At 57.0% G+C, this 23,133-nt stretch carries 26 protein-coding genes and 1 tRNA gene; 13 read left to right on the top strand and 14 right to left on the bottom strand.

Annotation, left to right across the window (positions count from 1 at the left end; all coding sequences use genetic code 11):
• Positions 1 to 94: 94 nt before the first annotated feature.
• Positions 95 to 979: an acyl-CoA thioesterase II gene (gene tesB / locus ACQZ6J_RS14425; RefSeq protein WP_163987126.1), complete on the bottom strand. Its 885-nt coding sequence runs from the start codon at positions 977 to 979 to the stop codon at positions 95 to 97.
• 83 nt (positions 980 to 1,062) lie between these two features.
• Between tesB and ACQZ6J_RS14430 the strand changes: the two genes are divergently transcribed.
• Complete coding sequence (locus tag ACQZ6J_RS14430; protein WP_449084545.1) at positions 1,063 to 2,277, top strand: ubiquinone biosynthesis hydroxylase; 1,215 nt, start codon at positions 1,063 to 1,065, stop codon at positions 2,275 to 2,277.
• A 30-nt stretch (positions 2,278 to 2,307) separates the two neighbouring features.
• Here ACQZ6J_RS14430 and ACQZ6J_RS14435 read toward each other — a convergent pair whose 3' ends face one another.
• From ACQZ6J_RS14435 to ACQZ6J_RS14450, 4 genes are all read right to left on the bottom strand, one after another.
• On the bottom strand, positions 2,308 to 2,496 hold the full coding sequence (locus tag ACQZ6J_RS14435) for a Trm112 family protein (protein ID WP_163987128.1): 189 nt from the start codon (positions 2,494 to 2,496) through the stop codon (positions 2,308 to 2,310).
• Positions 2,497 to 2,506: 10 nt separating this feature from the next.
• On the bottom strand, positions 2,507 to 3,166 hold the full coding sequence (locus tag ACQZ6J_RS14440) for an LON peptidase substrate-binding domain-containing protein (RefSeq protein ID WP_163987129.1): 660 nt from the start codon (positions 3,164 to 3,166) through the stop codon (positions 2,507 to 2,509).
• Positions 3,167 to 3,397: 231 nt separating this feature from the next.
• A complete protein-coding gene (gene trxA, locus ACQZ6J_RS14445) occupies positions 3,398 to 4,372 on the bottom strand; it encodes a thioredoxin (RefSeq protein WP_163987130.1) in 975 nt (324 codons plus the stop codon).
• Positions 4,373 to 4,532: 160 nt separating this feature from the next.
• Entirely contained in the window at positions 4,533 to 5,042 is a 510-nt protein-coding gene (locus tag ACQZ6J_RS14450; RefSeq protein ID WP_449084546.1) for a prolyl-tRNA synthetase associated domain-containing protein, read from the bottom strand.
• 243 nt (positions 5,043 to 5,285) lie between these two features.
• On the opposite strand from ACQZ6J_RS14450, the gene ACQZ6J_RS14455 reads away from it, so the two are divergent.
• Positions 5,286 to 5,360: transfer RNA gene (locus ACQZ6J_RS14455), tRNA-Gly, on the top strand.
• 302 nt (positions 5,361 to 5,662) lie between these two features.
• Here ACQZ6J_RS14455 and ACQZ6J_RS14460 read toward each other — a convergent pair.
• The 3 genes from ACQZ6J_RS14460 to ACQZ6J_RS14470 all read right to left on the bottom strand — a co-directional run bounded on the left by ACQZ6J_RS14460 (position 5,663) and on the right by ACQZ6J_RS14470 (position 8,714).
• A complete protein-coding gene (locus ACQZ6J_RS14460; protein WP_449084547.1) occupies positions 5,663 to 6,604 on the bottom strand; it encodes a LysR substrate-binding domain-containing protein in 942 nt (313 codons plus the stop codon).
• 9 nt (positions 6,605 to 6,613) lie between these two features.
• Positions 6,614 to 7,867: an 8-amino-7-oxononanoate synthase family protein gene (locus tag ACQZ6J_RS14465; RefSeq protein WP_449084548.1), complete on the bottom strand. Its 1,254-nt coding sequence runs from the start codon at positions 7,865 to 7,867 to the stop codon at positions 6,614 to 6,616.
• A 148-nt stretch (positions 7,868 to 8,015) separates the two neighbouring features.
• Entirely contained in the window at positions 8,016 to 8,714 is a 699-nt protein-coding gene (locus ACQZ6J_RS14470) for a winged helix-turn-helix domain-containing protein (RefSeq protein WP_449084549.1), read from the bottom strand.
• 273 nt (positions 8,715 to 8,987) lie between these two features.
• On the opposite strand from ACQZ6J_RS14470, the gene ACQZ6J_RS14475 reads away from it, so the two are divergent.
• The 6 genes from ACQZ6J_RS14475 to ACQZ6J_RS14500 all read left to right on the top strand — a co-directional run bounded on the left by ACQZ6J_RS14475 (position 8,988) and on the right by ACQZ6J_RS14500 (position 13,394).
• Positions 8,988 to 9,923, top strand: coding sequence for a nucleotidyltransferase and HEPN domain-containing protein (locus tag ACQZ6J_RS14475; RefSeq protein ID WP_449084550.1), 936 nt, complete (start codon positions 8,988 to 8,990; stop codon positions 9,921 to 9,923).
• Positions 9,924 to 10,110: 187 nt separating this feature from the next.
• Positions 10,111 to 10,326, top strand: a complete 216-nt coding sequence (locus tag ACQZ6J_RS14480; protein WP_136686740.1) for a hypothetical protein — start codon at positions 10,111 to 10,113, stop codon at positions 10,324 to 10,326.
• A gap of 266 nt (positions 10,327 to 10,592) precedes the next feature.
• Entirely contained in the window at positions 10,593 to 11,159 is a 567-nt protein-coding gene (locus tag ACQZ6J_RS14485) for a hypothetical protein (protein WP_449084551.1), read from the top strand.
• Positions 11,149 to 11,496 carry a hypothetical protein gene (locus ACQZ6J_RS14490; RefSeq protein WP_449084552.1) on the top strand — a complete coding sequence of 116 codons (348 nt, stop codon included), beginning with the start codon at positions 11,149 to 11,151 and terminating at the stop codon, positions 11,494 to 11,496. The genes ACQZ6J_RS14485 and ACQZ6J_RS14490 overlap by 11 nt, the downstream gene beginning before the upstream one ends.
• Positions 11,497 to 11,519: 23 nt before the next feature.
• Complete coding sequence (locus ACQZ6J_RS14495; protein WP_449084553.1) at positions 11,520 to 12,608, top strand: hypothetical protein; 1,089 nt, start codon at positions 11,520 to 11,522, stop codon at positions 12,606 to 12,608.
• A 54-nt stretch (positions 12,609 to 12,662) separates the two neighbouring features.
• Positions 12,663 to 13,394, top strand: a complete 732-nt coding sequence (locus ACQZ6J_RS14500; protein WP_449084554.1) for a hypothetical protein — start codon at positions 12,663 to 12,665, stop codon at positions 13,392 to 13,394.
• A 204-nt stretch (positions 13,395 to 13,598) separates the two neighbouring features.
• On the opposite strand, the gene ACQZ6J_RS14505 is transcribed toward ACQZ6J_RS14500, so the two are convergent.
• Positions 13,599 to 13,748, bottom strand: a complete 150-nt coding sequence (locus tag ACQZ6J_RS14505; RefSeq protein WP_449084555.1) for a hypothetical protein — start codon at positions 13,746 to 13,748, stop codon at positions 13,599 to 13,601.
• A gap of 125 nt (positions 13,749 to 13,873) precedes the next feature.
• On the opposite strand from ACQZ6J_RS14505, the gene ACQZ6J_RS14510 reads away from it, so the two are divergent.
• From ACQZ6J_RS14510 to ACQZ6J_RS14530, 5 genes are all read left to right on the top strand, one after another.
• Positions 13,874 to 14,584: a dual OB domain-containing protein gene (locus ACQZ6J_RS14510; protein WP_449084556.1), complete on the top strand. Its 711-nt coding sequence runs from the start codon at positions 13,874 to 13,876 to the stop codon at positions 14,582 to 14,584.
• Positions 14,585 to 14,747: 163 nt separating this feature from the next.
• A complete protein-coding gene (locus tag ACQZ6J_RS14515) occupies positions 14,748 to 15,371 on the top strand; it encodes a DUF488 domain-containing protein (RefSeq protein ID WP_449084557.1) in 624 nt (207 codons plus the stop codon).
• Positions 15,372 to 15,376: 5 nt separating this feature from the next.
• The gene (locus ACQZ6J_RS14520; RefSeq protein ID WP_449084558.1) at positions 15,377 to 15,823 is read left to right on the top strand and encodes a DUF488 domain-containing protein; all 447 of its coding nucleotides are present in this window, start codon (positions 15,377 to 15,379) and stop codon (positions 15,821 to 15,823) included.
• A 235-nt stretch (positions 15,824 to 16,058) separates the two neighbouring features.
• The gene (locus ACQZ6J_RS14525; RefSeq protein ID WP_449084559.1) at positions 16,059 to 17,081 is read left to right on the top strand and encodes a hypothetical protein; all 1,023 of its coding nucleotides are present in this window, start codon (positions 16,059 to 16,061) and stop codon (positions 17,079 to 17,081) included.
• Entirely contained in the window at positions 17,078 to 17,698 is a 621-nt protein-coding gene (locus ACQZ6J_RS14530) for a GTP pyrophosphokinase (protein ID WP_449084560.1), read from the top strand. Before ACQZ6J_RS14525 ends, ACQZ6J_RS14530 begins: the two co-directional genes overlap by 4 nt.
• Before the next feature lie 52 nt (positions 17,699 to 17,750).
• Here the strand turns inward: ACQZ6J_RS14530 and ACQZ6J_RS14535 are convergent, their stop codons facing one another.
• From ACQZ6J_RS14535 to ACQZ6J_RS14555, 5 genes are all read right to left on the bottom strand, one after another.
• Positions 17,751 to 18,455 carry a winged helix-turn-helix transcriptional regulator gene (locus tag ACQZ6J_RS14535; protein WP_449084561.1) on the bottom strand — a complete coding sequence of 235 codons (705 nt, stop codon included), beginning with the start codon at positions 18,453 to 18,455 and terminating at the stop codon, positions 17,751 to 17,753.
• Between the two features lie 20 nt (positions 18,456 to 18,475).
• Positions 18,476 to 19,252, bottom strand: a complete 777-nt coding sequence (gene fabG, locus ACQZ6J_RS14540; RefSeq protein WP_449084562.1) for a 3-oxoacyl-ACP reductase FabG — start codon at positions 19,250 to 19,252, stop codon at positions 18,476 to 18,478.
• Positions 19,249 to 20,946 carry an acetolactate synthase catalytic subunit gene (locus ACQZ6J_RS14545; protein WP_449084563.1) on the bottom strand — a complete coding sequence of 566 codons (1,698 nt, stop codon included), beginning with the start codon at positions 20,944 to 20,946 and terminating at the stop codon, positions 19,249 to 19,251. Before ACQZ6J_RS14545 ends, fabG begins: the two co-directional genes overlap by 4 nt.
• A gap of 11 nt (positions 20,947 to 20,957) precedes the next feature.
• Complete coding sequence (locus ACQZ6J_RS14550; RefSeq protein ID WP_449084564.1) at positions 20,958 to 22,316, bottom strand: aspartate aminotransferase family protein; 1,359 nt, start codon at positions 22,314 to 22,316, stop codon at positions 20,958 to 20,960.
• Positions 22,317 to 22,423: 107 nt separating this feature from the next.
• Positions 22,424 to 23,113, bottom strand: coding sequence for a GntR family transcriptional regulator (locus ACQZ6J_RS14555; protein ID WP_449084565.1), 690 nt, complete (start codon positions 23,111 to 23,113; stop codon positions 22,424 to 22,426).
• Positions 23,114 to 23,133 lie beyond the last annotated feature (20 nt).

Raw genomic sequence — 23,133 nt, forward strand, 5'->3', positions numbered from 1 at the left:
ATATAACGGCTTTATTGTGAAGATCCAATAAAACAGCATTTCGCGCCGCAAGAGCAGCACAAATAAAGTGCAAATTTATAAGTTTGCCGTTTATTTAATCATTTGCCTTTTTACGAATCAGGCCTTCCTGCGCCACCGACGCAATCAGAACACCTGATCTCGTAAACAGGCTGCCGCGCGTAAATCCGCGCGCGCCGGAGGCGCTGGGGCTCTCCTGGCTGTAAAGCAGCCAGTCGTCGAGCCTGAAGGGGCGATGGAACCACATGGCGTGGTCGAGGCTCGCCACCTGGACGCCCGGATCCAGAACCGACGTGCCATGCGCGTTCAGGGCAACATCGAGCAGCGTCATGTCCGAGAGATAGGCGAGCACGGCGTTTTGGCAGAGCCGGTTGTCCGGCACCGGTCCGGTCAGCCGGACCCAGATGTTCTGCCGCTGGCTCGGCTGCGAGCGGGAGAAATAACTCTCGATCGAGACGGGCCTGATTTCGATCGCCCGCTTGCGCTCCCAGTAGCGGCGCACATTCTCGGGCGCATGGGCGAGGTAGCGCTGCTTGATCTGCTCCTCGTCCATCAGCTCCTCCGGCATCGGCACGCCGGGCATGTCGCCCTGATGGTCGAAGCCGGGCTCATCGACCTGGAAGGACGCCGTCAGCGCAAAGATCGCCTTGCCGTGCTGGACGGCGAGCACGCGCCGCGTATTGAAGCTGGAACCATCCCGCAGGCGGTCGACCTGATAGAGGATCGGAACCGAGGGATCGCCCGGCAGCATGAAATAGGCATGCAGCGAATGCGCGAACCGATCGCCATCCACGGTCCTTTGCGCCGCCATCAGCGCCTGGCCGATCACCTGCCCGCCGAAGACCCGCTGCCAGCCGACCTGCGGACTGTTGCCGCGAAACAGGTTCATTTCGATCGTTTCCAGATCGAGCGTCGCCAGCACCGTTTCCATCGGGGTGAGCTTCTCGGTCTCTCGCGACATTTTGCTTGAACTCCAATGGTAGGAACCACGAACGGGATGCTCTATATAGAGCAGGACGTGATAGTAGGACACAGGGAAGCGCTATGTTGGACATGCTGGTAGTGGGTGGCGGATATGTGGGTCTTGCCGCCGCGGTCGCCGTCAAGCAGGCAGCGCCTCACCTCGATATCATGATCGTGGAGGCAGCTCCGGAAACCGCATGGAAGAAGGACATGCGGGCCTCGGCGATCATCGCCGCCGCCTCGAAGATGCTCGGTGTCCTCGGCGTCTGGGACGAAATCGCACCCGAGGCCGAGCCGATCACCCGCATGGTCGTGACCGATTCGCGCACCAGCGATCCCGTGCGTCCGGTCTTCCTCACCTTCGACGGCGAGGTGGCCGAAGGCCAGCCCTTCGCCCATATGGTATCGAACCTGACCATGGTCGGCGCCCTGCGCGGCGCCTGCGAGCGTCTCGGCATCACGATCAGACATGGGCTCAGCGCCACGGACTTCGTCACGGACGACGCCAAGACGACGCTCACCCTCTCCGACGGCAGCACGCTGGAGACGCGGCTCCTGGTCGCCTGCGACGGCGTGCGCTCGAAGCTGCGCGACATGGCAGGCATCAAGACGGTCACCTGGGATTACGGCCAGTCCGGCATCGTCGTGACGGTCGAGCATGAGCGGCCGCATGGCGGCTGTGCCGAGGAGCATTTCCTGCCCTCCGGCCCCTTCGCCATCCTGCCGCTGAAGAACAACCGCTCCTCGCTCGTCTGGACGGAGCGCACCTCCGATGCCGAACGGCTGGTCGCCTCCGACGATCTTCTTTTCGAAGAAGAACTGGAGCGCCGCTTCGGCCACAAGCTCGGCGCGCTGCGCACTGTCGGAGACCGGCGCGCCTTCCCGCTCGGCCTGACGCTTGCCCGCGCCTTCGTCGCACCGCGCTTTGCGCTCGCCGGCGATGCCGCGCACGGCATCCACCCGATCTCCGGCCAGGGCCTCAATCTCGGCTTCAAGGATGTGGCGGCGCTCGCCGAAACCATCGTCGAGGCCGACCGTCTCGGCCTGGACATCGGCTCGATCAACATCCTCGAGCGCTACCAGACCTGGCGCCGCTTCGACACCTTCCGCATGGGGGTGACGACGGACGTGCTGAACCGGCTGTTTTCCAATGACAATACGCCGCTCCGCATCGCCCGCGACTTCGGCTTGGGCCTCGTCGACCGATTGCCAAGCCTCAAATCCTTCTTCATCGGCCAGGCCGCCGGCACCACCGCGAAGGACAATCCGCGCCTGCTCGCCGGCGAGGCGATCTGAACCGAATAGGCCGGATCGCACTCCTCGACCTCAATCCTCGATACGGCGCGCTTCCGAGATCAGCATGATCGGAATGCCGTCGCGGATCGGGTAGGCAAGCCGTGCCTTCTCCGAAATCAGCTCGTTCTTGTCCCGGTCGTAGCTCAACCGCCCCTTGGTGAGCGGGCAGACGAGCAGGTCGAGCAGTTTCGGATCGACCTTGCTGACGGTGACATCCATGGGCAAGCTCCTATTGCATCACGGAATCGGTGTCGCCGGAGCCGGCCAGCAGGATCTTGACGATGGCGATGAAAGTTTCGGCGCGCGTTTTCAGGTCCGGCGCCTCCAGAAGAGCCTGCTTCTCGGCGGGATCGAACGGCGCCATGATCGACAGCGAATTGACCAGCATCATATTGTCGGCCCGCTCGACGCTTTCCCAGTCCGCCTCCAGCTTGTTGGCTTCCAGATAGGCGCGAAAGGCAAACAGCAGCGCGCCGCGATCCACCGTATCCTCCTCATGGTGAGACTTGAGGTCGGAGATGAAGGGCGTGATGCGGAACGTGCGGTAGGGCTGGTGGCCGGTGATTTCGTCCATCAGCCGGAAACGGCATATGCCGGTCAGCGCGGCGATATAGCGTCCGTCGCCGGTTTCGGCGATGGAGGTGATGCGCCCGAGGCAGCCGACATGGGAGAGATTCGGAGAGTCGGCCGGTTCGGAAAGCGCGGGCTGCACGATGCCGACCAGCCTGTTGCCGGCGATGGCCGCATCGAACATGGCGAGATAGCGCGGTTCGAAGATATTGAGCGGCAGTTGCGCGCCGGGCAGCAGCAGCGCACCGGACAGGGGAAAGACGACCACCGATTCGGGCAGATCGCCCGGCTTCAGATATCTGGCATTACCGACTTGCATCTTTTCCATCCCGCTAGATCACTGCGCTGCCCGCCGCAGTGGGCCGCGCAGGAACGACACACTCGCGCACGCCCCATTCCGCGCCGCGTCGATCGACAATGTGGGCCTGTCTGCCGAAAACACAAGAGCATTTTAGCAGACGCGCCGATACACCGCGCTCACGCTCCCATCCAACGAACGATCGCGCGAAAGGTTTCCCGCGATCGCCATGCCATTAGGAAAACAGGCCCGTTACGAAAACAGAATCGACGAAAGCCTGCGCCGTGCCGCGATGGTGGCCGGGTCCTTCGGTCCCCACACCTCGAAGAATTCCAGCAACTGACGGCGTGCGCCGTCATCGTCGAAGCTGCGATCCTTGCGCATGACCGTCAGGAGATGCTCGGCCGCTTCCTCGCGCTTGCCTTCGACATTGCGGATCTTGGCAAGCTTGATGCGCTGCTCGTGATTGTCCGGATTGATGGCCAGCTCATGCTCGATGGCCACGGGATCGCCGAGCTTGCGGGCCTCGTCGATCTGGTCGAGCTTCTTGACCACGGCCTGGATGCCGGCATCGTTGGCCAGCGTTTCCGGCAGGTCGGCAAGCGCCTCGCGGGCGCGCTGGCTTTGCCCGGCGGCGATCATGCATTCGGCCATGCCGGCAAGCGCCTTGGCATTTTCCGGGTCGGCCTGCAGCACCGCGCCGAAGAGCTCGGCGGCGCCATTGACGTCGCCGGCGGCGAGAAGGCCGCTTGCCTCTTCCAGAACGGCCGCGATCTCGGCTGCCTGATCGTCGGCACCGCCCGCGGGGCCGCCGAGGCGATCGATGAACTGACGAACCTGGCTCTCCGGAACCGCGCCCATGAAACCGTCGGCCGGCCGGCCGTCGACGAAGGCGATGACGGCCGGGATCGACTGGATGCCGAGCTGACCGGCGATGGACGGATGGTCGTCGATGTTCATCTTGACCAGCTTGACGCGGCCCTGGGCTTCGGTGACGACCTTTTCGAGAACCGGCGTCAGCTGCTTGCACGGACCGCACCAGGGCGCCCAGAAATCGACCAGCACCGGCTGCCTGCGTGATTCCTCGATAACGTCCTTGGCGAAGTTGGCCGTCGTCGTGTCCTTGATCGGCGAAGCGCCGCCGGCCGCAGGCGCGGCACCGAAGGATGCCGTGGCCGACATCTGCCCGCCGAAGGAAGCGTTATAGGGATTGTTCGAACCGCTCATGAGTGTCTCCCGCCTGCCGGCATCCTTGATCTTATGAAAAGCATGATTTCCAAACGAGCCCAATAGGGTCGCCTGGCAGCACGCCCGTTGAAATGGTCGGAGCGCTCGGACAATCCGATAGAGAAGCCGCCCGCCATGATCTTAGCGCTAAAATCGTATGTTAGCTCGTCACTTTCAAGACTAGCGGCTGATGACCCGTCGCCTCCATGAAGCGCAGGAGGTCGGCGCTGGCAATCGATGTCGTCGCGTCGTTCGACAGGGGATGGCAATTGACGACGTCATGCGCCATCAGCTCGGCATCGAGGACGAAGGTGACATTGTTGGCCGTGTCGTTGATCGCGCCGAACGCGGTGACCGAGCCGGGAATGACGCCGAGATATTCCATCAGCTTTTCCGGCTTGCCGAAGGACACCTTGCTTGCCGCGCCGATCAGCGTGTGCACGGTCTTCAGGTCGACCGTCGCGTTTTCCTCGACGGTCAGCAGGAAGAAATTGTCCTTCTTGTCCTTCACGAACAGGTTCTTCGTATGCCCGCCCGGAATCTCGTCGCGCAGCGACACCGATTCGGCGACGGTGAAGACCGGGGCATGATCCTTCGTCGCATGGGTGATGCCGAGCCCATCCAGGAATCGGAAAAGATCGTCGCGGGTTTTCGGGCTGGTCTCGGTCATGACATCTCGCAATGAAAATGGTTCGCCCCTGATACGTCGCCCATAATTTCATTGCAATCTTTCAGGCGAAAAAGCCCAGCATTTCCGGGCTTTCCGGCGGTGGTCGGAAGGAAGATGCAATTTTTCTTCGCGAACTCGTCATTTCCCTGTTGCATTTGAAAAATGGTTAGGCCATATAGCGCCCGTCGCCGCAAGACGACGCCCAGCGGTCCAACACACTACCCCGGATCGCGACGGGAATGAGCGGGTGTAGCTCAGGGGTAGAGCACAACCTTGCCAAGGTTGGGGTCGAGGGTTCGAATCCCTTCGCCCGCTCCAGTTTTCCTAAGAAACGCAATAGGTTATGTTCGCCACTAGGCGAACTCCGTTTAACGTTTTGCCGTGAGATACCACCGAGATACCACCGGCGGCTCGACGCGAACCGATAAAGGTATAGACAATCCCCGAAACGCTAGAGCACAATTGGCGCTACAAAAGCGATCAGTCGCATTGGATGATTTGGAATCGCATGATTTCAACAGGGATGAGAACTGAAAGCCGCGTCCTGAAAAGAGCAGCGTAGCAATGGCCTAACGCCGCGGCTCTTTCATCTCGGATCGAATGCATAAATCTTTTGATCTTCAGCCTGAAAAAGCAGCACTGGGTGCAGACGGCGCTATCTTCGCGCGTCCTTCAGTAGCCATATGCTTCGCCATCGCAACGAGACGAAAGACTACGCGCTTCGGATTGGATTCAAGCCAAATCGCCGAAACGGGATTGATGCTGTTTGGCCCTGCGATCGGGCGCCACACTGTGCAATCAATGCTCATGATCTTTGCGAGACTTTCACTAGCCACCGTGATGCCCTTGCCAAGTTGAACTTCCACGAAAATAGTGGATTGGCCGACATTACAGCGCCGCACGGCCAACCCATCCGTAGATGTCGCGATATGCGCCAAAAAGGGTGGGTCGAACTGCATTACGTTTCCTCCCGCCGGAATCAGAAGCTGTTCGCCGGCAAGGTCTGCCCAAGAAACGGCTTTCTTTTTGCACAGAGCGTGTCCGGCTGGAAGCAGAACGGCGAGCCCCTCCTTCCAGACCGTTTCGCTCATGCAGGATTTCGCGCGACAATTGCCACTCATGAAGGCGACATCGAGCGCCCGACGACGTATGGCATGAGCATATTTTCTATATGCGACGTCTTCGATTGCAATTGCCACGCCAGGATGTGCTTTTTCAAAGCGCCTGATAAGCTGGACAAGGAAGTCCTGCCCCACTGACAGATTCACCCCTACTCTTAGCGTCGTCAGATTCTCGTTTCCGCGTGCCGTGCGGGCGAGCGCCTCCTCCAATCTCTCATAGTGGATGCGAACTTCATTGAGCCAAGCCCGGCCGGCTTTTGTCAAATGAACACCGTTATTGCCTCGCTCAAACAGCTGCAGATCAAGGTATTGTTCAAGCGAAAGGATGTTACGGCTGACGCTGGACTCCTGCACGCCAAAAGCCTGCGCGACCCGCCGCATGCTGCCGTACTCAACTGCCGCAAAGACGTACTTGAGGTGAAGAAGGGCGTTGATATCCATCACCGATCATCATTCAAAGACGCTCACGATCTCTTCCTTGATCTTCTCGACCGCCGCACAAAGAGATCTGATCTGGTCATCGGTGTGAGACGCCGTCACACAAATTCGCAACCCAGCCTGGCCCTTCGATACCGTTGGGAAAAAGATAGCCGAGGTGTAGAAGCCTTCCTGGAAAAGACTTCTTGCGGCTCCGATCGCTATAAGTTCGTCGCCGAATTGGACAGTCCGGATGGGTAGCGGCGCACCCCGCTGTGACGTCGGCATTAATGCGTCAAGCAAGGCAATCTTTTCTTGAAGTGCTCTTTGCAGGCGCGGCAGTTCACTGGTTCGATGAAGCCTTGCGGACGCCAAACCCGCGCCGATGGCCGCAGTATTGAGCGACGCAGAAAACGCGTGTGCCACCGCAAACCTACGAAACAGAACCTCTTGATGGGCTGTGCCCAGCATGAGCATGCCGCCGGATGCACCAAAGCCTTTGCCGAGAGAGGCTGCAATTATTGTTCGATCGCCTAGCTCCCTAATTTGGGACTTGGCAAAACCTTCTCCATGCTCTCCGAAGAGCGACACGCCGTGAGCATCGTCAATATAGAGAAACAGGCCGTATTTTTCTTGCAGTCGGCGCAGCTCGGCGATCGGAGCACTGCCGCCCATGGAGTAGACGCCATCGCAGATAAAGGCGACCGCCTCATTTTGTCGGCACAACCGCTCAAGAGCTTCAAGATCGTTGTGGGCAATTGTCTCAACCCGTGTCTCTTCGGCGATCGTGCCCTTATGGTATGCAAGAGTTGCATGCGCCAGCCGATCAAACACCATGACAGGCTTCGGACCACCCGTGAGATGCCCTGATGCGACCAACGGCAAGGCGCTCATATTGGCGGCGAGCACGGTTGTGTAAGTGATCACCCGCGCGGCGAAGAGATCAGAAAGGGATTCCTCCAGGTCACCTAGACCCGCAAAGTTCAGACGAGTGCGGGCGCATGACCAGTGCAGCGCACCGGAAGCCCGCACGGCTTCGACAGCGCCTCCGACAATGTCGGGATGATTGTCCAGGCCCAAGTAGGAGCATCGGACGAAGTCGACAACCATCCGATCCTCGTAGCTCAACTTCACGGCTCGGCCCTGCGACGGATGGGCGTAAATCGCCATAATGCCTTGGTAATGAGCAGCTTCGAAATGCCGATCGGCAACATCAACGAGACTGCCGGTATTACGGTGGGTTGTTTTCCCGTTTTGCTCAGAATGCGCGGAAATCTTCTTTTCCATTTTTCAAACTCCGGTCTGTCAGTGTGCAGACCAGAAGTTGAAATCAGCGCCCACCAACATCAACAAACGGGGTCAGAAATCTCCATAAATATAAAATATTCCTAATGTTAAATTAGGGAACATATGTGAAGCTGTGCGAATATAGAAGTTAGCCGAATTCAGCCGCGTAACCGCTGGATCGGATCGTGCGGATAATATTGCGACCGGTCATCTGTTCCAGCATTCGGCGCAAACGCCCAATATGGACATCGATTGTCCTTGGCTGGACATAGTAGTTGGGAGGCCAAGCGGCCTCGATTAGTTCCGACCGTGTGATGACGCGGCCGGGCACCTGAAGCAAACGGCATAGAAGCTTGAACTCGATGGGACCGAGCTGAATTTCTTCCGAACCGTGCCTGATCAGCCTCTTGCTCACCTCGATACTGAGTTCCCAAACGGTGAATGTACTGCTGTCCCGGCGGATCCCTCCTGTTCTCGGAGGTAGCCCCGACATAAGGGATTGCAAATAGGTCAGTATCCTTGCCGGTGAGATCGGGCGAACAAAGCTTTCGGTTACACCCGCCTTGAGCAGATCCAGATAGTGCCGCTCATCACCGCCGGGGATGAGAGCGAGCAATGGGATATGCGCCGTCGCCCTATCAGCTTTGATCAGACTGCAAATGCGCAATGCATGCTCGGCGTTGTTTTCGGTGTCGAGGACAATCGCTAAAACGGACGTGCGGCCTGCAAGTTCTCCCACCTCTTCCTCGTCCAAGAGTGCGGAACTCAGCCCTTCCACCGCGAGAATGTGGCTAAACACAAGATAAAGGTCGGGATTTTGCGACCAGAAAAAAACCTCGGGATTCATATGACAGCCCTTCTCCTGTTAGCTGCCAGATCGACGATCCGGAATTCTGTTGCATCAAAAATGACGGCAAAATCGCCGAGTTTCTTAGATTTTCGTTGGTTTTCGCCCAAGAGCGCTTAATATTCGCATTTCCTACATAAAAGTCTAGTATGATTCTCCATTTTTTGATGCAACATTTTTATTGCTTTTCTTGCAACCTTCACGCACCCTGTGGATTCGAAGCGCAAGCTCATTTATGCCTATCCAATGTCTGTGAAAGAGCCGCCGTTGTTCATGAAGTCTAGCATCGACCATCTGCCGCCGCTCAAACAGCGCGAGCTCGCTCGGGTCCTTGAGGTGCTGCACGAAGAGTTTGAAGATGCGCTGAAGGGCGGCTCAGCGGATTTCAAGAAGCGCGGGCGCATCCTGAAAATTATCCTCTTCGGATCCTATGCGCGCGGTAGCTGGGTTGATGAGCCGCATACCAAAAAGGGTTACCGCTCGGATTTCGACCTGCTGATTATCGTCAACAATCGCAAGCTTACCGATTTCTCCGAGTATTGGCAGAAGGCTGCGGATCGCTTTCTGCATCTCGGTGAAATTAAGACGCCAGTGAATTTCATCGTGCATTCGCTTCGCGAGGTGAACACCTTGCTCAAGCAAGGCCGGTATTTTTTCGTCGACCTCCGCCGCGATGGCATCGTGTTGTACGAACTCGATGACAAGCCGTTGGCCAATCCCAATCTCCTTCACCCCGCGGACGCCTACAAATTTGCGGCAGAGTATTTGGAGGATCGGTTGCCTCTCGCGAAGAGCTTCGCGGAGGGAGTGGAGTTTTTTGCAGCGAAAGGCAAGCTCAAGGAAGCAGCATTTCTGTTGCACCAATCGATCGAACAGGCTTACGCAACGTTGCTACTTGTGCTGACCAATTACAGCCCAGCCTCACACAATCTCAAGCACCTGCGTGGTCTCGCAGAAAGTCAGGCGCAGCAGTTGGCGGACGCTTGGCCCCGCGACCAGCAGCGCTTTGTCGCCTGGTTCAACATTCTCAACGAGGCTTACGTTAAGGCGCGCTATTCAAAGCATTATGAGATAAGCCGAGAAGCTCTCACATGGCTCTTGAGCCGCACGGCGGATTTGATCGATCGAGTGGATGCAGTCTGCCAGGATCAGCTTGAAACGCTAAGGATAGACGTAGAAGAAGCTGATCGTCGCTCACGCGGACGATGATCGTAGCAGAATTGAAACTTTGTCGGATTTCTTGCACGATGCCTCTTTCGACGTGATCCGCTTGCCACAAGCGAAATGCCTGGGACGATAGGATAGGTCGGCAATATCGACCTTTGCAGCTCCTCAATGAGCTTCCAACGTCCGGCTTCAAAATCAACTCCCTGCGCCGGACGCAGGAGGTGTTTGCTTGTCCCGAAATTCATCGACACGTGCAGCAGCAGGCCGCTTTGACGGCAAATCGAATGCCGCCCGCAATAATCATCAAATAGTCCATGACACGATCGCGCTTTACGGAGACAGCGCGCCAACGGCAGTGGCATGGTGTGCGTTTGAGGCTTGGTGCGAAGGTGACGAAGAAGAATATCAGTTCTGGTTGGGCATTTTTCAGCGCCTGCGTAACTAGAAAGGCGCCGATTTCATTGATGGATTCGAAAGATCGGCGTCGCCATGCATTAGGCGAGCGCAGGACGTCTATTTTTCTTCGCCAATATTCGCTCAGGACGCTTGCGGCCGACGGATAACACCGGCGTAGAGTTTAACTCACCCTGGACGGGTTCCAAGCGTATGAACACCCAAACGAGCAACATCGCACCCTTGACGCAGAACTAAACGATCCCTATATCTCACGTTACACACGTGAGAAGGATGAGAATCGTGAGAATCTCCTTGATGCAAGTTTCCGATAACCCCGTCCTTGCAGGCGCCGTCAATGGGAAGATCGCTTTCGCCGAGATGATCAAGAGTATCCCGGACGAAGTGGTCGGTCCGCAACCGCTCTTCCTCGACTTCGGCGGTATCGCGGTCGCTACCGCAAGTTATCTTCGCGAGTCTGTCTTTACCCTTAAGGCCTATCTACGGGCGAAGAGCTCGTCCTATTATCCGGCCGTCGCCAATGCGAACTCCGATGTCTGGGATGAGTTGTCAGTAATCGCGCATGCCAAGAACGACGTCATCGTAACCTGTGAGCTTACGGACGAGGGCATCACGTCGAACATCGAACTGGTAGGCAATCTTGATCCCAAACAACGGCTAACGTTTGAACTTGTCTTGAAGTTCGACGAAGTCGACGCCAACTCCTTGATGGAACAGTTCGGCGAATCCGAAAAAACAAAAAGTACAACGGCATGGAATAATCGCTTGGCTAGCTTGGCCTCGCGCGGAATCATTCGGGAATACACCAAGGGTAGATCGAAATATTACCGTCCACTGTTAACGGAGCGCGCTTATGGGAATTGAGTTTCTTACGCGAACTCGAACGACGATACGAAAGCATATAGACCGAAAGCGCGTCGAACTCGCGACGCCGGACCTCTTTACGCAACAGCCCACCGATCAGCCTCGCTGCGCTATGATCTCACTGAAGAAGGGTGCGGTCGTAAAAGAAGGTGATAGGCTGATTATCGAATTGAACAACGCCTCGATCACCATAAGCCGCGACAACAACGTTGTTGGCGTCTACGACAATCCAAACCTTGACGTTCTGACCAATCTTTCCAGCAGCGGCGGTACCGCCGGCGCAGTTGTTCGGCGTGTTATGAAGCTCTCAGGCAAAGCGGAGGTGTCGCTTTGCTAGATCCGCGTAGCAATGAAGTGCTCGTGCGCGCGCTCACGGATGATCCGTTTGCCCATTCGCTTGCCCTCGGATGCGGAAGCTGCACCAAATTTGAGTGGTGTGGGGGCCTATCCGTGCGGGACTCAATTCTGGACTGCCTGGATTTCTGTTGTGGAAAGCCAAACGAATGCACCAATGTTTGTGTGAAAAATCCGGTCCAGTACATCGATCAACTCCGTGAAATCCTTGGTTTCGATCTCGCGAATATCCCACACCTGACCGGAAACTATCGGACCATCGAGCACGATGTCGTGCCACTGATCTACCATCGGACCGGCCGCGATCGCCCGGTATCCGGATCTGCCTTTGCCCTAAGGTTCCGCGATGTGGTGGACTTTGCCCGTGGCGAGGTTCGGTTCGCAACACGGGATCTTCTTTGCGAGGCGTTCAAGATCGATCCGTCGGCTGATCTCGTGCTCAGCGGAGTCGATCATGACGAACGCATCGAACCCTGGTGGGCTTTGCAAGATCGGCGGTCACAGATCCTTCGGCAGCTTCGTGATTTGGACATTCAACTTGTCACCGCTCCAAACTTCAGCCTGGTCCTTGACAAGCCGCGGACCGATGACCTGCATGCGATGAAACGCATTGCGATAGTCTGGAGCGAATTCGAGGGAAATGGGATCGCTTGCGCACTCCACGTCAACTCCAGGACATTTAAAGACTTCGAGCGTTGGGCGGACTTCGTGCGTGCGCGGAGCGAGATTGGTATCATCGCATACGAGTTCATCACGGGTTCCGGCAAAAAGGCGCGCCGCCAGTTCCATATCGACGGCTTGCGTAAGATCGCTCAGACCGCCGATCGGCCGCTCGATATTGTTGTCCGAGGAGACCCGGACGTCATAACGCACCTTCAGCGAGATTTCCGGAAGGTGATCTATATCGATACGATGGCTTACATGAAGACGATCAAGCGCCAGCGCGCTGTTCGCTCTGGTAATTTTAAGCTCGACTGGGTTGCGACCAAGACAAACATCCCCTCCGAGGTCGACGATATGCTTCAACACAACCTAAGTGAACAGAACCTCTTCCTTCGTGGACGCTTTTATGACCAAGATATGGCGTTACTCTAAAGGTGATTCATCGAAACGCTCACATTTGATCTTGTCGAGGATATTTCTCTGGCGTTGCAGACCGGCGCCGTCGATGCGACGGACATTCCGCCGTGCGCTGCTCAATCTTTAGGAGCATTTCTTGAACTCGCCCATATCTTCCCGCAGCTTCTCGTGAAACCGTCCGAGGCGGCATGGCTGGATCCGCGGCATTTCCGACGATTCGTTACTCATCGGGAAACGCCCTGGTTTGTCGAGGACCCGCACCCCTACGGGTTTGTGCCAGTTTCGACGATGATCTCCAGCCCGCTCGTTTGGACAGACGTGATTAACCGGTTGAAGCGCCTAAGCATCGCTGCGGGTTTTTCAAACGACCATAGCGGCAAGTTCGTCGCCGCCATTGGTGAACTTTGGGGGAATATCGTCGATCACAGTCAACGCAGCGACACAGGTTATATCGCGTTCAGCCTCGAATCGAGCAGATTTGAATTTGTTGTAGCCGATCATGGCATCGGCGTCCTCGCCAGTTTGAAATCAAATCCTGCCTATGCCCATCTGACCGACCATGGACGTGCGATTGAACTCGTTCTCTCGGAAGGGGTCTCCCGGTATTATACCGAGAACGGACATGGCTTTGGATTTCGCCCCCTTTTTGTAGGTTTGGCCAATATTGCCCGAAGTTTACGGTTTCGTTCAGGTGACCATGCCCGTGAGGTTATTCGTGCAGACGCAGGAACTCCGGAATCACGGACTTATGAACTTGCGAGCCTTCCAGGCTTCTTTTGTTCAGTCCTATGCGCGGCTTGAATTACACACTGTGACGTGTCCCCCGCCCGGACATCGATGAGTTCGTCGCCAAATCAGGCCCATTCATGCATCCTCCCTAGTAGGTCAGGTATTTCGACCGGAAGACGCATGTCTGTGCGGTGGGCATTGAGGGCTTCGGCCGCAATGTGGATATCGCTCGCGCCTGGCTTCACGATCAGGGTGCCGCTCTCCATCTGGACGTATTCAGGCTTTCCATAACGAGCGCGCCAAACCAACCGCTTGGATTTCACGCTCATCTTTGTGGACCTCGGTGATCGGCACTGAACTGTCGCGCGGAGTGCGCAGAACGATTTGGCCTTCCTCCGTCAAAGCCACAAAGGCGTCCACGGGCATGAGATGTTCGCCTATATACGGGGAACATTCCGAGCCATCATGCAATCTATATTTGCATCACAATCAATATAACTTGCAATTTTACCGATTATGCCGCAGATTACCCCTATTCTGGGGAGGATGGCATGCCAACATATGAATTGGTTATTACCGACGTCACTCGATATGATTCCCGCTTTTGCGTGGCGGGCTGGGATTTGCAGAGCGGAGGAATGATCCGGCCCGAGCCGCCGACAATGAATGCCACTGCCGAAGCGTCTCGCTTTTGGACCGATCAACACGCGGGTCCTGGAAAGTTTTTCGCGATAGGCAATATTGTGCGCTTCAACGCCGACGCAGCGCCTGCGCATTCTCCATTCCCGCATGCGACAGAAGATCGACTTTATGTCGGTGGCAATAATGCCGCAGTTCTGGGGCAGATGACACCGCAGCAAATTGCGCAGACGGTCGCGCCAGGTGTCTCTGCGTCGATTATCCAGGCGTTTGGCGGGCATCTTCAGAGGGCTCAGTCGGGCAAGGCGCACGTCGCCGCAGGCCAGCAAACAAGCTCCTTAGACGCAATCGAAATCGCACCGGCCGCGATTACCTTTTATGAGGCTAGCCCCAAGCCCGGAAAGCGACAACTTCGTGCCTTGATTGCTCAGGGTGGCATGAATTACGATCTCTCTGTGCCTGCGGATGCAGCGAAAGCCCAATTCCTAGCGAGCGGGATCGCGGGGCTGAGTGCGGACGTGCAGGCGAGTCAACGGATCCATGTTCGCCTGGGCCTCTGTCGTCCTTTCGCGGCGATGCCGGATTCCTGCTATGCGCAGGTCAACGGGGTCTATTGCCTGTAGCGACGGTCCCGGAGGATACGTCGCCACCCGGCTTCACGCTGGTCACTGAGGGTTTTCACGAAGGGCGCTGGCTCTGCTAGCCGACCTTAGATAAGATGAGCGGAGCCATTGAGATGGAGATCGTATCGAACGGGCGGTCGTTTGGAAGCAGGAGGCTATTTCGGTGCAAGCGGCTGTTGAGGTACTGACGATCGGGCATTCGACGCTTTCTTATGAGCGCTTTCTGGAACTGCTGCGGGGTGCTTCGGTCACGGCGGTGGCTGATGTGCGAACATCCCCATATTCGCGGCATTTCTCGCATTTCAACCGAAGCACTCTGCGCGACGAATTGCGAGAAGACGATATTGCGTATGTCTTCCTAGGCGAGGAATTAGGGGGACGACCGAAAGACGCACGGTTTTATTGCGACGGCGTCGCAGACTATGAGAAGATGGCCAGAACCGACGAGTTTGCGCGGGGACTGGAGCGTATCATTGAAGGCGCACAGAAATATCGCATCGCCATGATGTGTTCGGAACATGACCCGCTTGATTGCCATCGCTGCCTTCTGGTCGGACGCGCCCTTCGCGAACGCGGTATGCGCGTTCGTCATATCCTGGGCAATGGCGCGATCATCGATCAAGGCGAGGTTGAGGCACGTTTGCTGGATATGGCAGGCAAGAATGATGACGATCTGTTCGATCCCGTGGAGAAGAGGCTTGCGGCAGCGTATCGTGACCGGGCGATGAGGGTCGCTTTTGCCGAGCGGCCGCCGAGCGACTCACAAAAATTGGCCGTGGGGGAGTAGAGCGTTTGGAGAAAATTGATATCGCGACAATCGGATTCACCAAGACGACAGCATCCCGCTTCTTTGAGCGTGTCAAACATGCGGGGATCAAAAAGGTGATCGACGTTCGCCTCCACAACACTTCCCAGCTTGCCGGTTTCGCCAAGGCGGATGACCTCGCCTATTTCCTCAAGGAAATTTGCGGCGTGGACTATGTCCACCAGCCATTGCTTGCACCAACCGACGATATCCTCAAGGCTTATAAGCGCGATAAGGGTGATTGGACCATCTATGAGACGTCCTTTATGCGCCTCATGGCTCAAAGAAAGATCGAGGAACGCCTAAAGGCCGAGATGTTTCGAGGCGGGTGTCTGCTTTGCTCTGAAGATAAGCCCCATCATTGCCATCGGCGGCTCGTTTGCGAATATCTCAATGGGAAATGGGATGGAGCTCTAAGAGTCCAGCATTTGTAATTCTTTTCGAAAGGTAAGGCACCGACGCGGAAGCTGGGGCACCTCTCGGCGCAACGTATGGCCCGCCTTGTTCGCAAGCAGAATTTTCAATTCCTGTACGCTCTGCTTCAACCTATTCGGTCTCAATCGACCTGGGACCGTCGGCGGACGGGCTGTTCTTTGCCTAAGCTCACGAATTGCCGCAGTTTACAAAGTGAAAAGTAGACTGATAGTAATACCATGTGCGGGGGCGGACATGACTATCGAACATCTTCAAACTTATCTTGTTTATCCGAATAAGGGCGTTGCAGAACCTCGGGTGATCAACGGCACGGACGTGCCTTTAGAGGGAGAGGTCTTCACACTTCTCAATGACGTCTACATAAAATCGGAACGTGAGTGCTCAATCGATATCGCCTTTAACCAGCCGGCGGACGGCGTCGGCCTGAACCCGTGCCGAACTCTTTTGCTTGATTACGCTCGGGCACCGTCAGTCGGCACCGGACTTCCTCTGGCAACGCGTTTGGCAATTCATTCTACACGGCGCTCGGCACTTGGTCTTCTCTTCCTCGCGACGAGCATGGTGGGCGCGCAGCGCAAAATCGTGATCGCGCGCTTTGCCGCGAATAGCGGCATTCTAGCGGATGAGAACCGAGAGGCTCTCAGCGTTGAGTTCGTCGAACGTGTCTTCCTAAGGAGCGTTGGATCCTACAAGGCTGTGCTATATCAAGATGCAGTCACGGAGCATGGCTTCTGGATGGCTAAGGCTGTGGATCGACAGATTAACAGCAGCGAGACGGAGGTCTCGCGGTACTGGATAGCAGACTTCTTAGATTCTGATTTCAAAACCACGTCGGCGACCGGCACGCGGGTCCTAGCTGTGGCCATGCGAAAAGCAGCAAAAGCGACCGAGAATCTCGAAATAAAGAAAGAAATTACCGCTGCGGCGACGCTTGGGGCTGGTCTCAACGATCAAGTGATGACTGCGAACGACTTTATTGCCCGTCTCGGCCTTTCCCGGCTTTCACGGGAAGCGATCTCGGAGCAGATGCGCCATCAAGGACTTTTGAACGAACAATTTCGGTTCAACGCTGAAGAGTTCAAGCGCCAACTGCCTTACAAGTCCGTCGAGCTTCACTCAGGCGCCATTCTGAGCGCCGCCGCCTCTGAGTTCGATCAGGTGTTTGCTCATACTGAGCCAACTGCCGATGGGGAGGTGACCTACACAGCGACGGGAAGAGTCATTGACGAGAAGCTTGAGAAGGTGCAGCGGCAATGATCGAAGATGAATATCGAACTCGCTACGAAAAAGTGCTGGTGCCGCTTGCTGCTTCACTTTCCGAGCTATTGACGGAGCATCTAGATGGCCACAAGCGGATCGACCGGATCAGCTCGCGGGCTAAAAGCGTAGAGCGGTTTGTCGCAAAAGCTGCAAAATTGACGGAGCAAAACACCCCGAAATATGAGCATCCGCTTGACCAAATCCAAGACCAAATCGGCGCCCGTGTTACCGTGTTCTATAAATCAGACGTCGAGAGCGTCCGGAAAGTACTGATGCGTTACCTGCGACCGGTTGAGTCGAAGAATCTCGTTCCAGCGTCAGAATGGGAATTCGGATATTTTGGATGGCACTCAGTGTGCCTCTTTCCCGCGGAACTGATTTTGCCGGATTGGCCTGCTGAATCCGTCCCAAACTTTTTCGAGCTGCAAGTTAAAACACTGTTCCAGCACGCTTGGTCGGAGGCAAACCACGATCTCGGTTACAAGCTTGAAGGGGAGGGTTTAACGCCTGATCAAAATCGCATGCTAGCTTTCGCCTCCGCGCAAGCATGGGGCGCCGACCGTGCATTCGATGAGTTGTTTTGTGAATTGCACGGTCCCCCGAAGTCGGCCTGATTTCATATACGTTCGTGTTATCAGATCCCCACCACCGGAAACGAAGCCTCTGCTATTTTTCTAAACAATCGTAAATGCCCAGCGCATATCCGCGCGTACGAACTGTACGAATGAGATCCGGTCCCAACTTCCGAAGCGCCCTACGAATATGCCCCATATGAATATCCACCGTCCGAGGCTCGACCTCCGAATCCTCCGGCCAGGCCGCAGCAATTAGCTGTTCCCGACTTCGAACGGCCTCAGGATTTTGCAAAAGATACCGCAAGAGACGGAACTGCAAGGCAGTCAGTGGAACATCGCGACCATTCCTGCGCACCTTGACAGTCGCTGAGTTCATCTCGAGATCGGCAAAGCGAAGTACATCGGCGCTTGCTACCGCTCCGCCGTTCGCGATCAACGCGTCAAGCCTTAGCCGGCGAAGAAAATTGATGAGCTGCGCGGGATCAAAGGGGCGAGCCAAAACAAGATCGGCGCCAGTTTCATCGAAGGGCATATCCGGCGAGTCGTAGGATTGATTGCAAAGAAGCGCGATCGCGATTTCGCCCCGCATGGCCTTCAGGGTAGCGACATCTCCCAAACGCGCTTCGCACGCGGAGTGATCGACAATGATGGCGCGCACGGACTCGTCGTCCAGCACATTTACCGCATCTTCCATGCTCGCCGTCAGCGAAACGGAAAAACCTTCGATTGCCAGGACGTGTTGCAGAAGCAGAAACATTTGCGCATTGCGCGAATGGACCAGAATCCGAAAATCCATATCTCCTCCTCCGGCTTGCCCTATAACGGAGCAAACTCACCCCCATTCACATCAAGCACCGCGCCGTTGATGAACCCCGCCACTTCCGAGACAAGAAAGCAGATGGCGGCGGCAACATCCTCCGGCGTCCCGAGGCGTCCGACTGGAATGCGCGCCACCGCGGTCCTGTTGGTCTCACTGTCTGGTGCCCCTGCCATTTGGGTGGCAATCCTGCCTGGAGCGATAAGATTGACGGTGATACCGTGACCGGCAGAGGCCGCCACCAACGATCGGGCCAAGCCGGCAAGCGCTGACTTCGAGGCGGCATAAGCTGCACCTGATATCCTTGGGATTGTCCGGCCAGCAATCGAACTGATAAATACGATGCGCCCGAAATCACGATCGATCATATGCGGCAGGACGGCCTGGCAGCACCGCATTGCGCCCGTCAGGTTGATCGCGAGAACCGAGTGCCACTCGTTCGAGGTGATCTCCGCAAAGGGTGTGGCACCGTTTTCGCCCTTTGGGGATATACCCGCGTTGCTGACAAGAATATCCGGCATGGCCCACTTGCGCTCCAGCGCGTGGAAGAACCTTTGTATCTGTATCGGCTTGGCCAAGTCGACCGTCCGGGCAAAGACACTCTCGGCGCCGAACCGCGCCGAAAGCATCTGTTCTGCGGACGTAACATGGTCCTGACGCTGACCGAAGAACGCTACCTTGTAGCCGTGGTCAAGCAGGCTTGAAGCCGTTGCAAGACCGATCCCCGAGCTACCGCCGGTGACGACAGCAAGCCTTTGCCGGGGAGCCGGGGTCATGCGGCACGATCCATCTCAGCGAAGAGCGACAGGGGCGGATGGGCCTCCGGATCGGTCATCACTTCGATGAGCAGTGGTTCATTTCCTTCGATGCCACGCTTCAGGGCCGGAGCGAGCGCTGCCGGATCGTCGATCCGGATTGACGGGCATCCACAGGCTTTTGCAAGCGCCGCATGGTCGACGTCGGCGAAATGGCATGCGGACGTATATTGGCCAAACTTCACGGTCTCGGCATCACGCTGAAAACCGAGAATTCCGTTGTTGAGCACGATGATGGTCACCGGCAGGCGCATGCGTATCATCGTCTCAAGCTCGGCCCAGCTATGAGCAAAACCGCCGTCGCCGACGACGGCGACCACGGGACGTTTCGGCTCGGCCGCCTTGGCGCCGAGCGCAAGCGGGAAACCCCATCCAAGTCCGGCGAGACCCCGTGGCGTTATGAAACGCATGCCGGCCCGCGGCGCCCTCAACTGTCCGAGGATCCACATGGAGGAATAGCTGGCGTCCGCCACTATTGTGATGTCGCGCGCGAGCCAAGGCTGCAGCTCAGCCATCACCCGTTCCGGGCGAATGGGAGAATCGACCGACGCATGTTGAGCAAGGCGCGCGTCATCAAAATGGCGCCAGAATGAAGTGATCCGCTCTTCGAGAGACGCACGCTGGGTTCGCCTAAGCGCAAGGTTGCAGGCTTGAAGCGTCCGGCGCAACGCCGCCAATGTTTCCTTGGCATCGCCAATTAGCCGAAGAGCCTCATAGTTTCGGCCCACCTCGGTTGGATCGATATCGATATGGATCACATTTGCTTTGGCTGGAATCTGCCGCCAATTGTCGGTGCCGTTCTGATTGGTGCGAGTGCCGACAAGCACGACCAGATCTGCTTCCGACATAAGTTCATGACTGTAGAGGCCCAGGGATCGCGGGCCGACCAGTGAACCCAGCACACCGGCAGACAGCGGGTGGAATTCACTGACCGCACCCTTCCCCATGTTGGTCGTGAAGACAGGCAGGCAGGCCTCATCCTGCAAACGTGCCAGTTCTTCCGCAGCCCCGCCGCAATGGACACCGCCGCCGGCCAGGACGACAGGTGATCGGGCACTGGCGATCCGTTCGGCGGCGTCTTGCAGATCGCGATCCGACGGCCGCGTTCGATCAAGCGGCCATCTTCCGAGATTTCGGGTACGGGGCTTGGCAACGGGCGCGGGCGAGCGCAGAAGGTCCGCCGGCAGAAGCAACGCCACCGGTCCGGGGCGGCCTGAGGTGGCGGCAGTGAACGCCGCATCCACGTAGTCGTCGACCCGTTCGGCAACCGTGACGCGCCGGACCCATTTGGTGCAGGATTGAAACAGGGCAATCTGATCGAAATCCTGGAAAGCGTTCCGGTCGGTCTGGTCGCGTTCAACATCCTGGACCAACGCGACAACCGGAATGCTTGCCTTCAGGCATTCGGCAAACGGCGGCACGAGGAGGGTCGCGGCGGGGCCGTTCTGGGCGGCAACCACCCCGACTTTTCCGGAGGTGCGGGCATAGCCGTCCGCCATGGCTCCACCCATATTTTCCTGCCGATAGGCAATCTGGCGAATGCCGCGCGCCTCGGCGGCAAGGATGAGCGCCGACGGCAAGCTTTGGGCAAAGATCATCTCGACACCATGGCGTCCGAGCGCTTCTGCAATCCGGTCCGCGACGCTGTTCATCATTGAGGTTTCCTTCATTGCCGTTCCTCCCAACCCGTTCTGCTGTTCTTTTCCAGAAAATCGTCAAATACCGCGACTATGCTTTCGACATCGGCATCAGACATCGGTGTCGACAGGCATGCCGCGGCGCCGAACGGCAGCAAAATCCCGCATGCCAGGAAATGTCGTGAGAGCGCCCGCATGACGTCATTTTCCTTGGGCGTCATGGTTGCCAAATGGAAACTCGTCGGCGCTATCGCCCTTGGATGGATGCGAAACAGGGACGCTGCTCCGGAAACAGAAAACGGCGCCCGCCATTTGAGAGCCGTACGAGACAATCCGTCGCGCAAGCGATTCCCTAGGCGCTCAACGCTATCGAACGCCTCGATCGTCATGGCCTCCATTGCGGCCTTTCCGGCAACCATGGACACGGGATTTGCGGAAAATGTGCCGCCTTGCGAAACAAGCGGTACCTCATCCTCAGTACCGAAAACGGCCATGACGTCCATGCGGCCACCAATGGCGCCTACCGGGAAGCCGCCGCCGATGATCTTGCCGGCGGTGATCAGATCCGGTTCAAGGCCATAGCGGGCCGAAGCACCGGCAAAACCCTGCCTCAGATTGAGAACTTCATCGGCGATGACAAGGATGCCGTACTTACGGGCGACGGCGGACACCGCAGCGATGAAGTCCGGCGCTGGAGGTAGTAGCCCTGCCCTGCTCGGCATCGGGTCGATGAGAATGGCAGCAACGTCGTTTGCTCTCGGCGCAATTGCCGGCTCTATACCGGCCGCGTCGTTGAAATCCAGAACGAGGACTTTGTCGGCAATTGATTGCGGCGCACCGGGATAACCAAGCTTCGGTTGACTACCGCCGGAATCATTATCCGTTATGACGCCGCCCTGACCGGCCTCGGCCCAGTCATAGGCGCCGTGATAGGCACCTACGAAGCGGACGATTGCCGATCGCCGCGTAAAGGCACGGGCAGCCTTGATGGCAAACATGACGGCTTCGGTACCACTATTGACGAAACGCACCTGTTCCATCGCCGGTATGCGCGACACCAGGAGCTCGCCGAGCGCGATCTCGTGTTCCGTGGGGTTGGCGAAACATGTGCCAGTTTTCAGGACTTTTTCGACGGCCTCGGTGACGGGCGCAAAACCGTGCCCATGGATCAATGTCGTAAAGTTGTTGTTGAGGTCGAGCAGACGGTTGCCGTCCGCGTCCCAGACATGAGCCCCCTCGCCCCTGGCGACGTAAATCGGGATCGGGTCCCTCTCGATCGTGGAGCGTGTGACACCGGCCGGGAACACGCTTTTTCCCCGGCGAAAGAGATGGGATGATCGCGCTCTGATAGCCGACCAACCTCGTCCCTGAGCTTTATCCGTAAACATGACAGGAAGCTTTCCGTTGCAAGTTCAGACGTGCGTCTTTGCACCGCCTTTATATTTTTGTTGCAACAAAATTACTCGTCGTCAAGTCAATGCATCAAATTTTGAGTCTAAAGGTGTCGATTTGCACGCGCTGCACGCCGCAGGCTACGAAACCCATCGCGAATATCGCTCTCGAAAGCAGCCCTTAATGCGGCTCCATCACGCTCAGCGAGCGCCTCCATCGCCATTTCGTGATTGCGCACTCCATACTTCTCCTCGGCAAACTCCGGATAGAGGTTGTAGAGCGACGGACCAACGCGCAGCCAAAGCCCCTCAATCATCGCAGTAAGGTGAGGAAGGCCGGCGAGGCGATATACCGAGAAGTGAAATTCCTTATTGTGCCACAGCGCCGTCGTGTAGTCTTTTTCCACCAAGGCGGAATTGATATTCTCCTGCAATTTCCTAAGAGTCTCAATGGTTTGCTCCGACCCCTCTTGCGCCGCTCGCTCCGCCGCAAGTCCTTCCAGAGCAAGGCGAACCAGGGTTATCTCCTTTAAATCGGCCTCACTGAGAATGGGAACTATCACCGTCTTGGGACCAGCATAAATCAATGCGCCATCGCCGATCAGGCGGTTGATGGCATCGCGCGCAGGCGTCGAACTGATACCCAGTTCCTCCGCGACCGCGCGAACCGTCATCTTGTAGCCAGGCTCATAGACACCACGGATCAAGCGCTCCTTCATTTCCCGATAGGCAGCATCTCCCAATCCGACCGCCTGCCGATCCAAACCCGCACCTTCGCCCAATGCCAATATCATTTCCCGTTCCCGCATGTTGA

The organism is Rhizobium sp. A37_96 (assembly GCF_053521765.1).